The sequence below is a fragment of the Piscinibacter sp. XHJ-5 genome, from assembly GCF_029855045.1.
Classification (GTDB): Bacteria; Pseudomonadota; Gammaproteobacteria; order Burkholderiales; family Burkholderiaceae_C; genus Albitalea.
In genome coordinates this window covers 5,383,524-5,400,071 of record NZ_CP123228.1, presented here as the reverse complement: position 1 = coordinate 5,400,071, position 16,548 = coordinate 5,383,524, and the positions used below count along the sequence as shown (strand labels likewise).

Sequence of the window (16,548 nt, the reverse complement as noted above, 5' to 3'; positions counted from 1 at the left end):
ATGGACCCCCGCCTGCTGCGCCTGTACAGCGACGAGCTGAGCCACCTGCGCGAGATGGGCGCGGAGTTCGCGCGCGAGTTCCCCAAGATCGCGTCGCGGCTCGGCATGGAAGGCATGGAGGTCACCGACCCGTATGTCGAGCGCCTGCTGGAGGGATTCGCCTTCCTCGCCGCCCGCGTGCAGCTCAAGCTCGAAGCGGAGCAGCCGCGACTGATCGCCCATCTGCTCGAAGCGACCTACCCGAATTTCCTGGCGCCCCTGCCGTCGATGCTGATCGCGCGCCTGGGCATCGATCCGGCCGATCCGAACCTCGTGCGCGGCTATGCCGTGCCGCGTGGCAGCGCGCTGATGTCGCAGCTGCCACGAGGCCAGGACACGCACTGCGAATTCCGCACTGCGCACGAGGTGACGCTGTGGCCAGTCGAGCTCACCGGCGTGCAGTACTTCAGCCATGCGACCGACCTGTCGCCCGCGCGCTGGCCTCAGCTGCGCACGGCCCGCGGCGGTCTGCGCATCCGCCTGCGCAGCGGCGGCGGCGTGCTCTTCAACCAGCTTTCGATGGACCGCCTGGCGTTCTATCTCAGCGCACCGGACGACGTGGCCCTGCGCCTGCACGAGCTGCTGCTCGGCGCGGCCGCCGGCACGCTGGTGCGCGGCGATGCGGGCCGCGAGCCCGCCGCGGCGCAGTGGCGCGGCGCCGACAGCGTGCGGCCCCTGGGGTTCGGCGCCGACGAGGCGCTGTTGCCGGATTCGCTGCGTGCCTTCTCCGGCTACCGGTTGCTGCAGGAGATGGCCGCGATGCCGCAGCGGCTGCTGTTCTTCGAGATCGGGGAGCTGGCCGAGCGCATCGGCGGCGTGGCCGGCGACGAGCTGGAGCTGATCGTGCTGCTGCAGCGCGGCGATCCCGCGCTGGAAGCGCTGGTCGATGCCGCCAGCCTGTCGCTGTTCTGCACGCCGGCGATCAATCTGTTTCCCAAGCGTCTCGACCGCATCCAGCTCGGACCGGGCGAGTGGGAGCACCATGCCGTGCCCGATCGCACGCGGCCGATGGACTACGAGGTGCACAGCATTGCGTCGGTGACCGGCTTCGGCGCCGGCCGCGTCGCCCAGCAGGAGTTCCTGCCGATGTATGCGACGCACCACGACGAGCCGGCGTCGGCCAGCGAGCAGACGCACGGCTTCTACACGGTGCGCCGCGAGCCTCGCATGCTGTCGCCGCGCCAGAAGCAGCAGGGCTCGCGCTCGTCGTACGTCGGCGAGGAGGTGTTCCTCTCGCTGGTCGATCCGCGCCACGCGCCGTACCGCGAGGACCTGCGACAGCTCGCGGTGTCGGCCTGGGTCAGCAACCGCGACCTGCCGGCGCTGCTGCCGCAGGGGACGGACGGCGAGGCGCCGCGCTGGCGGCTCGAGTCCCCCGGTCCGGTGCTGCGCGTGGACGCGCTGCGCGGCCCGACGCGCCCGGTCAGCCGGCGGCCGGTCGGCGAGCTGGGCTGGAGCCTGGTGAGCCACCTGACGCTGAATCACCTGTCCCTGGCCGGCGAAACCCCGGAGCAGGCGGCCTCGGCGCTGCGCACCATGCTGAGGCTGTATGCCCCGCCCGAAGACGCGGCCTGGTCGCGGCAGGTCGACGGCGTGCGCACCATGCAGGTCCGCTCGGTGGTGCGGCGGTTGCCGTTCGCGGGGCCCATCGGCTTCGGCACCGGCGTGGAGATCGTGCTCGAGCTCGACGACCTTGCCTACCAGGGCAGCAGCGCCTTCCTCTTCGCGAGCGTGCTGGAGCGCTTCTTCGCGCGCCACGCGGCCATCAACAGCTTCACCCAGCTCACGCTGCGCACGCTGCAGCGCGGCGAGGTGATGCGCTGGCCGCCGCGCATCGGCTTGCGGGAGACCGCATGAATCGCGACGAGTCGCCCTTGCCGCCGGCGCCGCGCTCCCAGGCGGAGCGCGAGGCGGCGCTGGCCGCGCTGTTCGAAGCCGCGCAGGCCGACCCGCGGCGGCACGACTTCTTCGCGCTGCTGCGCCGGGTGGAGTCACTGCAGCCGCAGCGCCCGCGCCTGGGCCGCGCGCTGCGGCCTTCGCAGGAGGCTTTGCGGCTCGGCCAGGAGCCCGAGCTCGATTTCGCGCCGGCGGCGCTCGAACGAGTCGATGCCGCGGCGCCGAACGCCCCGCGCGTCGGCGTGCGCTTCTTCGGCCTGCTCGGTCCGCAGGGACCGATGCCGCTGCATTTCACCGAGTACGTGCGCGAGCGATTGCGCTTCCGCGGCGACGCGACGCTGCTGCGCTTTCTCGACACCTTCCACCACCGGCTGCTCGCCCTGTTCTACCGCGCATGGGCGCAGGGCCAGCCCACCGTGCATCTGGACCGCCCCGATGACGACCGGTTCGCCGCCTGGCTCGGCGCGGCCTGCGGGTTGAACGGCGAGCAGCCGGGACAAAGCACGCTGCCGGCGGCCGCGCGCCTCTTCCAGGCCGGCCTGCTGGGCACGCGCAGCCGCCACCCCGAGGGCCTCACCAAGCTGCTGTCGCAGTACTTCGGCGTGCCGGTGCGCGTGGAGCAGCACGTGCTGCAGTGGCTGGTGCTCGACACCGGCGATCGCACGCGGCTGGGCCTCGCGCGCAGCCGAGGCGAGCGCACGGCGCCTGCGGCGCTGGGCCGATCGACCACCTGCGGCGGCAAGCGGCGCGACCGGCAGTTCAAGTTCCGCATCGCGCTGGGGCCGCTGACGCTGGCCCGCTACCACGACTTCCTGCCGGGCGGCGTCGCATGGCAGGCGCTGCGCGACTGGGTGCGCCAGTACACCGGCTTCGACCTGCAATGGGACGTGCAGCTGACCCTCGCCTGCGCGCACGTTCCCGAGCCCCGCCTGGGGCGGCACGTGCGGCTGGGCGTCACGACGTGGATCGGCCGCGGCGGCCGCTCCCGCGACCGCGACGACCTGCGGCTGCGTCCCGACACTTCGTTCCTGCTGCACCACGGAGTCCACCATGCTTGAGATCTCGCGCACCGCGCTCTTCGGCAAGCTCGACCCGCTGGCCTACAAGGCCATCGAGGGCGCGACGGTGTTCTGCAAGCTGCGCGGCAATCCGTACGTCGAGCTGCAGCACTGGCTGGTTCAGATCCTCAACGCGCCCGACTCGGACCTGCACCGCATCGTGAAGCACTACGGCCTCGACGCCTCGGCGCTCGCCGCCGACCTCACCGCCGCGCTCGACCGCCTGCCCCGTGGCGCGACCTCGGTGACCGACCTGTCGAGCTGGATCGAGAGCGCCGTCGAGCGCGGCTGGGTCTACGCCTCGCTGATGTTCGGCGACACGCGAGTGCGCACCGGCCACCTGATCGTCGGCATGCTGAAGACGCCGTCGCTGCGCAATGCGCTGATGACGATCTCGAAGCAGTTCGAGCGCATCAGGCTGGAGGACCTGAGCGACAACTTCGCGCGCCTGCTCGAGGGCTCGCCCGAGCAGGCGCAGCGCGCCAGCGACACCGCCGCCGAGCCGGGCGAGGCCAGCGGCGCGATCGCGCCGGCGGCGATGGGCAAGCAGGAGGCGCTGAAGCGCTATGCGGTCGACCTGACGGAGCGTGCGCGCAATGGCGAGCTCGACCCGGTGGCCGGACGCGACGAGGAGATCCGCCAGATCGTCGACATCCTGATGCGCCGGCGCCAGAACAACCCCATCCTCACCGGCGAGGCCGGCGTCGGCAAGACCGCGGTCGTCGAAGGCTTCGCGCTTCGCCTGGCGCGCGGCGACGTCCCGCCCTCGCTCAAGGACGTGTCGCTGCACGTGCTCGACATCGGCCTGCTGCAGGCCGGGGCGAGCATGAAGGGCGAGTTCGAGAACCGGCTGCGCTCGGTCATCGACGAGGTGCAGTCGTCTGCCAGGCCGATCATCCTGTTCATCGACGAGGCGCACACCCTCATCGGCGCGGGCGGCGCGGCGGGCACCGGCGATGCCGCCAACCTGCTGAAGCCGGCGCTCGCGCGCGGCAAGCTGCGCACCATCGCGGCGACGACCTGGGCCGAGTACAAGAAGCACATCGAGAAGGACCCGGCGCTCACGCGTCGCTTCCAGGTGGTGCAGGTCGGCGAGCCGAGCGAGGTCAAGGCCGTGCTGATGCTGCGCGGCGTCGCCGGCATCCTCGAGAAGCACCACCGCGTGGCGCTGCTCGACGAAGCCATCGTCGCGGCGGTGAGCCTGTCGCACCGCTACATCCCGGCGCGCCAGCTCCCCGACAAGGCGGTGAGCCTGCTGGACACGGCGTGCGCGCGTGTCGCCGTCAGCCAGCATGCCACGCCGGCCGAGCTCGAGGACTGCCAGCGACGCCTCGAGGCGCTGGCTGTCGAGCGCGACATCATCGGGCGCGAGGAAGCGATCGGCGTCGACGTGGCCGAGAGGCGCAAGCGCACGCTGCGTGCCATCGACGACGAGCAGACAAGGCTGGCGATGCTGCAGTCGCGCCACGAGCAGGAGAAGGCGCTCGTCGACCGCATCCTCGAGCTGCGCGCACGGCTTCGCGTGCCGGCCGACGATGCCTCGGCCTTGCCGGCCGAGGAGCGCGACGGCCTGCTGGCGGAGCTGGGTGGCCTGCACGACAAGCTGTCGGCGCTGCAGGGCGACGCGCCGCTCATCCTGCCGACCGTCGACGAGCAGGCGGTGGCCAGCGTGGTGCAGGACTGGACCGGCGTGCCCGTGGGCCGCATGGTCAAGAACGAGGTCGAGGCGGTGCTCAAGCTCGCCGACACGCTCAACGAGCGCGTGGTCGGCCAGCGGCACGCGCTCGAGCTCATCGCGCGGCGCATCCAGACATCGCGCGCGCGGCTGGACAACCCCAACAAGCCGATCGGCGTGTTCATGCTGTGCGGCACATCAGGCGTCGGCAAGACGGAGACCGCGCTCGCACTGGCCGAGGCGCTTTACGGCGGCGAGCAGAACGTCATCACGATCAACATGAGCGAGTTCCAGGAGGCGCACACGGTGTCCACGCTGAAGGGCGCGCCGCCGGGCTACGTGGGCTACGGGGAAGGCGGCGTGCTGACCGAGGCGGTGCGCCGCCGGCCCTACAGCGTGGTGCTGCTCGACGAGGTGGAGAAGGCCCATCCCGACGTGCACGAGCTGTTCTTCCAGGTGTTCGACAAGGGCTGGATGGAAGACGGCGAAGGTCGGGGCATCGACTTCAAGAACACCATCATCCTGCTGACCAGCAATGTCGGCAGCGAGCTGATCATGAAGCTGTGCCGCGACCCCGATCTGATGCCCGCGCCGGAAGGCATCGCGCGGGCGCTGCGCGATCCGCTGCTGAAGACCTTCCCGGCCGCCTTGCTGGGCCGCCTGGTCGTCGTACCGTACTACCCGCTGTCGGACACCATGATGGGCGAGATCGTGCGGCTGCAGCTCGAGCGCATCCGGCGCCGCGTGACCGACAACCACGGCATCCCGCTCGAGTACGGCGACGACGTGGTCGAGCTCATCGTCTCGCGCTGCACCGAGGCCGAATCGGGCGGCCGCGTCGTCGACGCGATCCTCACGAACACCGTGTTGCCGCGCATCTCGCTCGAGTATCTGCAGCGGCTCAGCGCGGGCGCGTCGATGAAGGCGGTGCGGCTGTCGGTGAAGGACGGGGACTTCGAATACGGATTCGATTGATCGGCAGGCCTTTCCTCCCGGTCGACCTGCGATGACTTTCGTCGCTTTACCGCGGCCGGCCGAGGACCAACCATGCGCCCAACCGTCCACCGGTGAAAGCCGGACATGCCGCCTCCGATCGCCATCACGACCCCGCTTCCCGCCGCCGATCTGCTGTTCGAGGCCATGACCGCCTCGGCGGGCCTGAGCATGCTCGGCGATACGCAGCTCACGCTGCTGAGCCCCAAGCCCGACCTCAAGCCCGAGGACCTCCTCGGCAAGCCGGTCACGGTGAAGGTGCAGCTGCGTGACGACGCCAAGCGCTTCTTCCATGGCTATGTCACGCGCTTCGGCACCGGCGTGCACCGCGGCCGCCATTTCGTCTACCACGCCACCGTCAACACCTGGCTGTGGTTCCTCACACGCACCACCGATTGCCGCATCTTCCAGGACATGGACGTCAAGGAGATCGTCAAGAAGGTCTTCGACGACCACGGCATCGCGAGCTTCGAGTTCAAGCTGTTCCGCAGTTACCGCAAGTGGGTCTACTGCGTGCAATACCGCGAGAGCGACTTCAACTTCGTCGCGCGGCTGCTGGAGCATGAAGGCATCTACTGGTACTTCGAGCATGCGGACGGCCAGCACAAGCTGGTGCTGGTCGATTCGCAGAGCGTGCACGACGCGGCGCCCGGCTGCGCCAGCCTGCCGTACATGGAGCACGCGCCCGAGGCCGCCTCGGATGTCGAATGCGTGTCCGGCTGGTCGTTCACGCGCGAGGTCAAGACCGGCAAGGTGGTGCTGACGAGCTACGACTTCGAGCGGCCGACCACCGACCTCGAGGTCGATGCCGACAACCCGCGCGGCTACACGATGTCCGACTACGAGCTGTTCGACTTCCAGGGCGACTACGTGAAGGCGGCCGACGGCAGTCAGTGGGTCGAGGATCGCCTGGACGAGCTGCAGACGCGCTTCGAGCGGCTGCAGGGCAGGTCCAACGCGCACGGCATCCAGGTCGGACGGCTGCTGAAGCTGACCAGCCACCCGCGGGCCGACCAGAACCGCGAGTACCTCGTCACGTCGCTGGCGGTGAGCGCGCATGTCGACGGCTACGAGTCGGGCAACCCCGCCGGCGCGTTCCAGTGCGAGTTCTCGGCCATTCCTTCGGCGCAGCAGTTCCGCCCTCCGCGGCGCACGCCCAAGCCTTTCGTGCAGGGACCGCAGACGGCACTGGTCGTCGGTCCGGGCGGGGAGGAAATCTTCACCGACAAGTACGGGCGCGTGAAGCTGCAGTTCCACTGGGACCGCTACGGCAGGAAGAACGAGAGGAGCTCCTGCTGGGTGCGGGTGGCGCATCCATGGGCCGGCAAGAATTTCGGAATCGTCGACATCCCGCGCATCGGCCAGGAGGTGGTGGTCGATTTCCTCGAGGGCGACCCCGACCAGCCGCTGATCACCGGACGCGTCTACAACGCCGAGCAGATGCCGCCGTGGGAGCTTCCGGCCAACGCGACGCAGTCGGGGATCCTCACCCGCTCGAGCAAGGGCGGGGGTTACGGCAACGCCAATGCGATCCGCTTCGAGGACAAGGCCGGCAGCGAGCAGCTGTGGATCCACGCGGAGAAGAACCAGGACATCGAGGTGGAGAACGACGAGACGCACTCGGTGGGGCACGATCGGAAGAAGACGATCGACCACGACGAGACGACGCACGTCAAGCACGACCGCACCGAGACGGTGGACAACAACGAGACCATCACGATCGGGGTCAACCGGGTCGAGAAGGTGGGCAGCAACGAGAAGATCTCGATCGGCGTCGACCGGGCCGAGAGTGTCGGCAGCAACGAGACTGTCGACGTCGGCGCCAACCAGACGCTGAGCGTGGGCGGCAACCGCAGCCGAAGCGTCGGGGGCAGCGAAACGGTGTCCGTCGCCCTGCAGCGCACGCATACGGTGGGCGTCAACGAAACCATAGGCATCGGTGCTGCACAGCAGGTCGGCATCGGGGCCGCACAGACGATCGCCGTCGGCGCGATGCAGACGATCACGGTAGGTGCCAGCCAGTCGACCACCGTGGCCGCCGCGCAGACGAACAGCATCGGTGCGGACCAGACGACCAGCGTCGGCGCCAAGCAGAGCACCCAGGTGGCCTCGGACCGCAGCGTCCAGGTGGGCGGTGGACAAACCACCACCATCGCCAAGAAGCGCTCGTCGTCGGTCGGCGAGGACGATCAGCTCAAGGTCGGCAAGAACTTCGTCATCGAGGCCGGCGACTCGGTATCGATCAAGACCGGCAGCGCGCTGCTCACGATGAAGAAGGACGGATCGATCACCTTGAAGGGCAAGGACATCACGCTCGACGCGTCAGGCAAGGTGAATATCAAGGCGTCCGGCAACGTGACGGTCAAGGGTGCGAAGGTGATGGAGAACTGATGCTTGAGGAGCTCGACCATGAAACCCAGCGATCTGCCTGCTTCGGCCACATCCCACCTGAACGGCCGCGCCGGTGCGAGCGCCCTGGTCGTCGGCGAGCTGTTGGCGCTGGCTGACCGGGGCAGGATTGCGATCGTCATGCACTCCCCAGGCGTGGAGCAGGCTGCGCTGCGCGCGGAGTCGGTGGTCGATCTGCATGCGGCGCACGTCGGCCGAGAGGTCCTGCTCGGGTTCGTCGACGGCGATGCGCGGCGTCCGGTCGTGCTGGGCGTGCTGGCGCCGCGGGGCTGGCCGCTCGAACATCCGCCTGGCCAGGTGCAGGTGGACGCCGATGGCGAACGCATGATCGTGAGTGCCGAGCACCAGCTGGTCCTGCGCTGCGGCAAGTCGTCGCTGACGCTTCACAGCGATGGCCGCGTCGAGATTCGCGGCGAAACGGTGCTCACGCAGGCCGCGGGCGCCAATCGCATCAGGGGCGGTTCGGTGCAGCTCAATTGAAGGAGGCCGTCTTGAGCCGCCCTGCACCGAGCCCGCCGGAACCGGGCTTCCGCCCGGCCGACATCTCTGCACTGGTGCACCGGCGGGTGGTGGCCGAGCATGCCGGCGAAGCGTCATTTCTGTATCACCTTCGCGAGCGCGCCGTCGTGGCACCGCACTATGCGCTGAAGCACCTGGCCCGCCTCGATGCCCGCCTGCTCGCGCACTTGCGCGGCCTCCAGGTGGCCGCGGACGCCGGCTGGGCCGCGGCGCGCCAGCGACTGGGCGACGACGACGTCGGGGCGGTCTTCGTGGCAGCCTGGCTGGCGTTTTCGGGACGCGACGACGAGCGCACGACATCGATGGTGCAGCTGTGCCTGGCCGACGCGCGCTTCGAACCGGCCCTCGCGGCGGCATTGAACTGGCTGGACGAGCCTGTCCGGGGCGCGGTGCTCGACGCGCTTTCGGCGTCCGGGTCGAGCAGCCTGCGCCGAATGGCGTTGAGCGCCGCCAGCCACCATCGTTGCGTGCGGCCGGCTGTCGTGCGGCGTGCGCTGGAAGACGCCGATGCCGCGTTGCGTGCGCAGGCCCTGCGCTGCATCGGCGAGACGAAGCAGGAAGGCCTGATGCCGCTCGCGGTCGACGCGATGCGCGATGCGGATCCGGCATGCCGGTTCTGGGCCGCGTGGTCGGTGGCATTGTCGGGACAGCCGCAAGGCGCGCGCCATGCCTTCGATGAGGCTGCCACGCTGCCGTCGCTGAGTCACCCTGCGCTCGACATCGCCATGCGCTGCGGCGAGCGGCAGTGGGCCATGCAAACCGTGCGCTCGCTCGCGGCTTCCGACCGAACGCGGCGCGGCGCGTTGCGCGCTGCCGGTGCGTTCGGCGATCCGGCCGCCGTACCCTGGCTGATCGAGCTGATGGAGTCACCCGATGCCCGTCTCGCCGGTGAAGCGTTCTCCGCGATCACGGGCGCCGACCTACGGTACCTGGACCTCGATCGTGATCCGCCTGCAGGCGCTTCGGCCGATGCGGCCGATGATGATCCCGACGACGACTTGCCCTGGCCCGCGGTCGCGGCCGTGCGTGCCTTCTGGTGCGACGCCGCACCACGCTACGTGCCGGGACAGCGCTGGATCGGCGGACGGCCCGTGTCGAGCGATGCCGCCGCCCGCGTGCTGCGAGAAGGATTCCAGCGGCAACGCCGCGGTGCGGCAGTCGAGCTGGCGGCGCACAGCCGTTCGGCTGTGGTGTTCTCGGTCGAGGCGCGTGCTGACCGTCAGCGCAGGTGGTTGGCGTCATGAGATTCACCAACGGCACGGGACTGCCCGCGAACTGGACGATGGGATTCCAGCGCGACGGGCGCGAACTGCTCGTGGTTGTCGTGAAGGCCACCTATGCCATGCCCGAACCGGGTGCCGAGGCCGTACTCGGGGCGGAGCAGAGTGCGCTGGTGGAAGCCGATCAGTTCACCGCGGCGCCCGGCACGTCGGCACCGCTTTACGAGACGGACTATGCCCACGTCAAGCCGGCCTGCGACGTGCTGCTGATCGGTAGCGCGCATGCGCCGCCGGGACGTGCGGTGCGGCGCACCGTGGTGCGATTGCGCGTGGGCGAGCGGGTGAAGCAGTTCGCGGCCGTCGGCGATCGTCATTGGCGGCGCACCTTCGGCCGGGTCACCGCCTCGGACCCCGAGCCCTTCGAGCGGGTCGGGCTGACGTATGACCTCGCCTTCGGCGGCACCGACGACACCGAGCAGGCCGAGGGTCGCGCCGACACCTGCGATTCCAACCCGGTGGGCCGCGGTTTCTGGCGCCACGCCGACCGCATCGAGGGACGCCCGCTGCCCAATACCGAGGAACTGGACCGGCCGGTCAGCGACCCGCAGGGAAGATATGTGCCGATGGCGTTCTCCCCGGTGGGCCGCAGCTGGATGCCGCGCCGCCTGTACGCTGGAACCTACGACGACCAGTGGATCAGGACCACCGCGCCGCTGTGGCCGTCCGATTTCGACGAGCGCTACTTCCAGGCGGCGCCGGCAGACCAGACCATCCCCTACCCGCAAGGCGGCGAGGAAATCGAGTTGCGCAACCTGACACCCGACGGCCATCGCGTCTTCCGCCTGCCGCAGGTGGCCATGCCGGTCCGCTTCATTCCGCATCGCGGGCGCGACATCAGCCGGCCTGCCCGGCTGGACACCATCGTGCTCGAGCCCGATCGCCAGCGCTTCACCCTCACGTGGCGCGTGTCGCTCGCTCTCGGACGCAGCGTGTTCGACGTGAAGGAAACGCTGATCGGGGACGAACGGCGCGTCAGTCGCGAGCGGCGCTTTCCGGGCAAGACCTACTACCGCAGTCTCGCCGAGGCGGTAAGCGCGCGCCGGGGGTCTCGATGACCCCGCTGACGGTTCTGGCCAGCGGCATGGTGACTGCGCTGGGCTTCAATGCGCCCGCCTCGCTGGCGGCGCTGCGCGCGGGCATCAGCGCGATCGGGCAGACGGTGTGGGTCGACACCGAGTCCGGGCAGCCGCTGTCCGGGGCGAAAATCTCCCTGCCGCAATGGTGGGAAGGGCTGGACAAGCTGGCCGATCTTGCTGCACCGGCCATTCACGAGTGCCTGGTGGCGGCGCAGCCGGAGCCGCCGCAGCGCATCCCCCTTCTCCTGGGCATCGCCGCGGCCGGGCGTCGGGCACGGACCCCCGGCATCGACGAGGGGCTGCTGGAGGCCATCGAGACGCGGCTGGACTTGGCGCACCACCCGAGGTCGCGCGTCTTCGCGCAGGACCAGGCCGGCTGCGCAATGGCACTTCTCGAGGCGCAGAACCTGATCGTGGCTGGTGCCGCCCGTCGGGTGGTGATCGCCGGCGTGGACAGCTTCCTCCACCAGCCGACGCTCGAGACCTACATCGACCAGCGGCGGCTGATGACACCCGGAAACTCCAATGGCTTCTTTCCCGGCGAAGCCGGTTGCGCGGTGCTCGTGGGCATGGGCGGCGCGGCCAGCGACGGGCTGCGCATCGAAGGGTTCGGCATCGGGCGCGAGCCCGCGACGATCGAAAGCACGCTGCCATTGCGCGCGGTGGGCCTGACGCAGGCGGTGCAGGAGGCTCTCGACAACGCGGGCCTTGCGATGAGCGACGTCTCGTACCGCCTGACCGATCTGTCGGGCGAGCACTACAAGTTCAAGGAGGCCGCCTTCGTCGCCGGCAGGCTCGACAGCGGCGAGCGCGACGGCGTGCTCGAGCTGTGGCATCCCATCGAGTTCCTTGGCGAGATCGGCGCCGCGGTGTTGCCTTGCCTGCTGGCGCAGGCCTTGCATGCCGCGCAGGAGGATTACGCGCCAGGGCCCGTCGCGTTGTGCCACATCGGCACCGAGGACGGCATCCGGGCGGCGCTCGTCGTCTCGATGCACGGCGCGGAGCTGCGTCGATGAGCAAGAACGTCTACGCCAACGGGCGCGAGGTCTCGGCCGGCAAGGATGCCAACCGGTCGCTCGGCGCGATGCCCGACGTGTGCCTGTCGCCCCCTCCTCCGCCGGCGGGCCCCGTTCCGATTCCCTATCCCAACTTCTCCGCCGCGTCCGACACCGACGACGGGACACGCAGCGTGAAGATCGGAGGCGAGGAAGTCGGCATGAAGAACAGCTCGACCTACAAGAAGAGCGACGGCGACCAGGCGGCGACCAAGTCGTTCGGCATGGGGGTGGTGACGCACACGCTCGAGGGGAAAACGGTGTTCTCGGCGTGGTCGTTCGATGTCAAGTTCGAGGGCGCGAACGCGGTGCGCCAGATGGACCTGACACTGCACAACAACCGGTAGTCCCGATGGCAACAGGGAACCCCGGCACCGCCACCGTCAGCAATGCGGGCATGTCGCCGTCGACGATCAAGACCGATTGCGAGGAGCTCGCCGACTCCAACGAAGCTCGCCGCGGCGAGCTCGACAGCAAGACGAAGGACAAGACCCTCGTCGGCGCGGAAGGTGAGGGCGAGGGCACCACGGTGTCGTCGGTCAAGCGCACGGCCGTCGCCGGCGGACCCACCAAGGTTCGCAGCGCCCACAACAATCACAAGGCCCACGAGAAGTGTCCCAAGACGCTCGCCAAGGGAGGCAGCGGGGATGTGCGGGGCGGCGCTCCGACGCTGTGCGGGAACTACACCCACGCCAAGCCGACGATGCAGAAGTCGGGCCATGCGGAAGCGCGCCTTCTCGACGAGCTGCAAAATGCCGCCCCTCGACGGATGACGCTCAACATCGACTGGCGTCCCAAGACCGGAAAGCCGTCGAAGATGCCGTGCGAGAACTGCCATGCCATGCTGTGTGCCGCTCGAGACTGCAAGCACGAGATCACCCTGTGCGGCAAGGGCAACAAGCCGGTGGCGCTCGACCAGAGCCACTGTCCGCCGACCAAGGCCTCGTACCAGAAACTGAAATCGGACATGGGTGAGTGAACCCGGGAAGGTGAACCGAGATGGCACTGTCGATTCCTCCGCACATCGCGAACGCGAATGTCGCCGGCGCAGCCGCCCGGTACAAGTGGAACAGCGAGATCGGCCTCAAGTTCTATGCCGCCAAGGACCAGAACGTGCGGCTCTACAAGGCGGTCGATGAAGCGGACTTCCGCTCGAAGTTCGGGCTGGGCGTGGCCATCACCGAATGGATCGTCTGGCGCTTCCAGGGCCTTGCCGACGTGAGCGATGCGCTGCGGCGCGTCGAGGCCGCGTGGGCCGCAATGACCACCCCGCGCGCGGCGACGGGCCTCAAGCTCGTCATGTCGCATGATGACGACCGCGAGCCGGTTGCGGGGGCGCTGGAGCTTGCGCTGTGCAACCTGGGAGACCTGGTGCAGGAATACGCCGAGGGATCCATCTACCTGGCCGAGATCGTCGTCAAGCAAGCCATGCTGGCGCGCCATCTCATGCCCGACAAGAAAGCGTTCGACGACTGGCTTGCCGCCATCGTTCGGCAGATGGCCCAGTCGCGGCCGCGAAACGCCAAGTACGACAGGCGCACCGGGGTGTACGACTACGCACACGAGCCGCCGCTGTCACGCGAGTCGTTCGGGGCGGAGTTTCGCGTCGACGATCCTGCGGCGCAGGACGTGTTCCTGAAGTCGCTCGATCCGCGGGAGAATCCCTACCTCGGCTAGCCAGCCGATCGAGGTGAGTCGCATGGCCTATGCGTATCCCCGTTACCTGGAGGCCACGCGGGCCGACACGGCGTCGATGCATTTTCTCTGGGACGACACCCGCGCGAGCGAGGACTTCCGCTTCGACGCCGCCCCGGTGGTGGCACGCGCCGCCGGCATCACGTTGCGCGCGCGCATTGCGCTGGGCATCGGCGTCTACGAATGGATCGCCTTTCGCTTCCGCCGCGTGTCCTCGGATCGGCTGCCGGAGCACGTGGCCGAAGCCTCATGGTGCGCATGCGCGGACCGGGACTGCTTCGAGTACTTCGAGCTGGACCGCGACGATTGGCTGGGCCCGGTGCGAGGCCCGCTGTGGTGTGCGACGACGTGGTTGCTGCCGATGCTGTTCTTCAGCGATGAACGCCCGGAGGAATGGGAATCCGGTCTCGAGTACCTGCCCCGCTTGGCCGTGCACGTCATGCCCGACGCCACCGTGTTCACGAGCTGGATGAATCAGTGCCTCGACCGGCTGGAGCGTGTGTATCCCGCACAGCCGGACGATCCGTTCGACGATCTCTTCAATGAGCACGAAGAGGCACGCCGCGGTCCTCTCGTTGCGCGCGAGGTGCTGGATCCGGCCTTTCCCTTTCGACTGCCCGATGCGACCGACCTGATCAACCGGTTCATGGCCACGGCCGACTTCACCGGTAACCCGCTCCTGCTGCCGCGCCACAGGCGACGCTGACACGCTGCGCCAGCGTCGTGATGACTTTCGGACGTTGATCGTCACGCCTGGGTGCCTGAGTATCTGGCAGCGCACTCGGTGCCGTGCGGCGTCACGCCCGCGGACTGTTCGCTCGAGGCGCATACCAGGGTCGTGCGATGCCAGATGCCGGAAGGTCCGCCGAACACGGGTCCGGGGTGCCCGATGACCCGACGGTCGTCACCCCGTCGCCGTCGCGCCAGGACGACGATGCGACGCGCGTGCTGCCCGGCATGCAGCACGGTCCGGTCACGCCGGTGCCGCGCGCCCTGGGCCACTACCTGCCGCCGCAACCACCGGTTGCCGACACTCCCACCGAGGCGCGGGGCCTCACCCAGACGCTCCCCGGCTCCCCCACGGCCACCGCGCCCGCCGTCCGCCAGGTCGGCCGCTACCTCATCCAGGAACGCCTGGGCCGCGGCGGCATGGCCACGGTCTTCAAGGCCCACGACCCCGGCATCGGCCGCGACGTCGCGATCAAGTTCCTGCACGCCACCCTCTGCGAGGACGCCGAGTACCGCGGCCGCTTCCTGCGCGAGGCGCGCGCCGCCGGCGGCCTGTCGCATCCGAACATCGTCACCGTGCACGACGTCGGCGAGATCGAGGGACGGCCGTACATGGCCATGGAGCTGCTGCACGGCGAGCCGCTGTCGGACCTGATGGAATCGGGCAAGCCCCTGCCGGTGCGCGACGTGGTCATCATGGGCATCCAGCTCGCCCGCGCGCTCGACTACGCGCATGCGCACGGCATCGTCCATCGCGACATCAAGCCCGGCAACATCGTGCGGCTGCGCGGCACGCACACCATCAAGGTCACCGATTTCGGCATCGCCCACATGGAGACCACCGGCACCGGCGAGCAGCGCACGCGGGTCGGCGACGTGCTGGGCACGCCGCAGTACATGTCGCCGGAGCAGACGCAGGGCGAGAAGCTCGACGGGCGCTCCGACCTGTTCTCGGTCGGCATCATGCTGTACCAGATGCTCACGGGGCAGCGGCCGTTCCAGGCCGACAGCCTGGTGGCGCTGGCGATGAAGATCGCGCACGAGGAGCCGCCGGCCATCGAGAAGCTGCGGCCCGACCTGCCGCATGCGCTGCGCCGCATCGTGGAGCGCTGCCTCGCCAAGCCGCGCGACCGACGCTTCCAGACCGGCCGCGAGCTGTCCGACGCACTGAGCCGCGTGCTGGCCGACCTGGACGAGGCGGCTCGCGCGAAGGAGCGTCCACGCATCGTGCCGCTGCGCGTGAAGTGGGCGGCCATGATGGCGCTGGTGGTGGCGGTCGTGATGGCGCTGTCGGCCACCGTCATCACGCAGCGCCAGTACGGCGCGATGCTCAAGCAGGTGACCGACAACGGTGCCTCGCTCGCACGCTTCATCGCCGCGCAGAACGCGGTGCTGGCCTTGTCGGAAGAATGGCCCACTGTCGACGTCGCCGTGCAAGAGATGATGAAGACAGGCGACTTCCAGAGCATCACCGTCGTCGACCGCGAAGGCATCGTGCGCGCCGCGGGCGATCCGGCCCTGGTGGGCCAGCCCTACAAGGGCGTTCCGGCCGAGGCGCTCGGCACGCGCGACGGCGGCGTCGTGATGTCGCGCTACAGCGCGATGGGCGAGCCGGTGCTGGGCTTCGAAGCGCCGATCACCTTCCAGGGCAAGGGTGTTGGGCGAGTGGCGCTCGGACTGCCCGAGCGGCCGCTGGTGCATGTGGCGCGCCTGTCGATGGCGCTGATGGCGGCGCTGGTCGTGGTGACCGTGCTGGCCGTCGCGATCGCGATGTACTTCGTCGCCAACTGGTTCGCCCAGCCGATCAAGCTGGTCAACGAGGCGATGGGTGAGATCGCCAAGGGCCGCTTCGACCATCGCATCGCGGAGCAGCGCAACGACGAGTTCGGGCTGCTGTTCTCGGCCTTCGACCGCATGGCGCAGGCGCTGCAGGACGCCCGCTCTGGCGCGGGGCCGTCGCCGGCCACGCCGGCGCCGCTGCGCGACCCGTCCACCCCCACGGTGGCGGCGACCATGCCGCTGCCGCGCGAGACCCCGGATGCCCCTGCCGATTCCTTGTCCGACACGCCCGCCGCGGGCGCAGCCGCCGACGACGGTGCGGCGCCCTCCAAGCCGCCGGCCTGA

General features: G+C 69.4%; 12 protein-coding genes and 1 pseudogene. All 13 read left to right on the top strand.

Translation table 11 applies throughout. The features are described 5' to 3' along the window. Positions 1-1,896 (top strand): type VI secretion system baseplate subunit TssF, encoded by a 1,896-nt coding sequence (gene tssF / locus P7V53_RS25465; RefSeq protein WP_280152289.1) that lies wholly within the window; start codon positions 1-3, stop codon positions 1,894-1,896. Continuing rightward, the gene (gene tssG / locus P7V53_RS25460) at positions 1,893-2,993 is read left to right on the top strand and encodes a type VI secretion system baseplate subunit TssG (RefSeq protein WP_280152288.1); all 1,101 of its coding nucleotides are present in this window, start codon (positions 1,893-1,895) and stop codon (positions 2,991-2,993) included. The genes tssF and tssG overlap by 4 nt, the downstream gene beginning before the upstream one ends. Then, positions 2,986-5,640: pseudogene (gene tssH, locus P7V53_RS25455) on the top strand (type VI secretion system ATPase TssH); the annotation flags it as partial. The gene tssG and the pseudogene tssH, both read left to right, overlap by 8 nt. 108 nt (positions 5,641-5,748) lie before the next feature. Further along, positions 5,749-8,052 (top strand): type VI secretion system tip protein TssI/VgrG, encoded by a 2,304-nt coding sequence (gene tssI / locus P7V53_RS25450; protein WP_280152287.1) that lies wholly within the window; start codon positions 5,749-5,751, stop codon positions 8,050-8,052. Between the two features lie 18 nt (positions 8,053-8,070). After that, the gene (locus P7V53_RS25445; RefSeq protein WP_280152286.1) at positions 8,071-8,550 is read left to right on the top strand and encodes a DUF6484 domain-containing protein; all 480 of its coding nucleotides are present in this window, start codon (positions 8,071-8,073) and stop codon (positions 8,548-8,550) included. A gap of 11 nt (positions 8,551-8,561) precedes the next feature. After that, entirely contained in the window at positions 8,562-9,833 is a 1,272-nt protein-coding gene (locus P7V53_RS25440; protein ID WP_280152285.1) for a TIGR02270 family protein, read from the top strand. After that, complete coding sequence (locus tag P7V53_RS25435; RefSeq protein WP_280152284.1) at positions 9,830-10,924, top strand: DUF2169 domain-containing protein; 1,095 nt, start codon at positions 9,830-9,832, stop codon at positions 10,922-10,924. The genes P7V53_RS25440 and P7V53_RS25435 overlap by 4 nt, the downstream gene beginning before the upstream one ends. Next, a complete protein-coding gene (locus P7V53_RS25430) occupies positions 10,921-11,961 on the top strand; it encodes a hypothetical protein (RefSeq protein WP_280152283.1) in 1,041 nt (346 codons plus the stop codon). The genes P7V53_RS25435 and P7V53_RS25430 overlap by 4 nt, the downstream gene beginning before the upstream one ends. After that, positions 11,958-12,347, top strand: a complete 390-nt coding sequence (locus tag P7V53_RS25425; protein WP_280152282.1) for a DUF4150 domain-containing protein — start codon at positions 11,958-11,960, stop codon at positions 12,345-12,347. Before P7V53_RS25430 ends, P7V53_RS25425 begins: the two co-directional genes overlap by 4 nt. Before the next feature lie 5 nt (positions 12,348-12,352). After that, entirely contained in the window at positions 12,353-12,979 is a 627-nt protein-coding gene (locus P7V53_RS25420; protein WP_280152281.1) for a hypothetical protein, read from the top strand. Positions 12,980-12,999: 20 nt separating this feature from the next. Continuing rightward, positions 13,000-13,677, top strand: coding sequence for a hypothetical protein (locus tag P7V53_RS25415; RefSeq protein ID WP_280152280.1), 678 nt, complete (start codon positions 13,000-13,002; stop codon positions 13,675-13,677). Between the two features lie 22 nt (positions 13,678-13,699). After that, positions 13,700-14,401: a hypothetical protein gene (locus P7V53_RS25410; protein WP_280152279.1), complete on the top strand. Its 702-nt coding sequence runs from the start codon at positions 13,700-13,702 to the stop codon at positions 14,399-14,401. A gap of 176 nt (positions 14,402-14,577) precedes the next feature. Then, on the top strand, positions 14,578-16,548 hold the full coding sequence (locus P7V53_RS25405) for a protein kinase (RefSeq protein WP_280152278.1): 1,971 nt from the start codon (positions 14,578-14,580) through the stop codon (positions 16,546-16,548).

Coding starts and splice junctions, on each gene's coding strand:
- P7V53_RS25435 (WP_280152284.1), top strand. CDS start 9,830: ATGAGATTCACCAACGGCACGGGACTGCCCGCGAACTGGACGATGGGA.
- P7V53_RS25420 (WP_280152281.1), top strand. CDS start 12,353: ATGGCAACAGGGAACCCCGGCACCGCCACCGTCAGCAATGCGGGCATG.
- tssF (WP_280152289.1), top strand. CDS start 1: ATGGACCCCCGCCTGCTGCGCCTGTACAGCGACGAGCTGAGCCACCTG.
- P7V53_RS25410 (WP_280152279.1), top strand. CDS start 13,700: ATGGCCTATGCGTATCCCCGTTACCTGGAGGCCACGCGGGCCGACACG.
- tssI (WP_280152287.1), top strand. CDS start 5,749: ATGCCGCCTCCGATCGCCATCACGACCCCGCTTCCCGCCGCCGATCTG.
- P7V53_RS25430 (WP_280152283.1), top strand. CDS start 10,921: ATGACCCCGCTGACGGTTCTGGCCAGCGGCATGGTGACTGCGCTGGGC.
- tssG (WP_280152288.1), top strand. CDS start 1,893: ATGAATCGCGACGAGTCGCCCTTGCCGCCGGCGCCGCGCTCCCAGGCG.
- P7V53_RS25445 (WP_280152286.1), top strand. CDS start 8,071: ATGAAACCCAGCGATCTGCCTGCTTCGGCCACATCCCACCTGAACGGC.
- P7V53_RS25415 (WP_280152280.1), top strand. CDS start 13,000: ATGGCACTGTCGATTCCTCCGCACATCGCGAACGCGAATGTCGCCGGC.
- P7V53_RS25425 (WP_280152282.1), top strand. CDS start 11,958: ATGAGCAAGAACGTCTACGCCAACGGGCGCGAGGTCTCGGCCGGCAAG.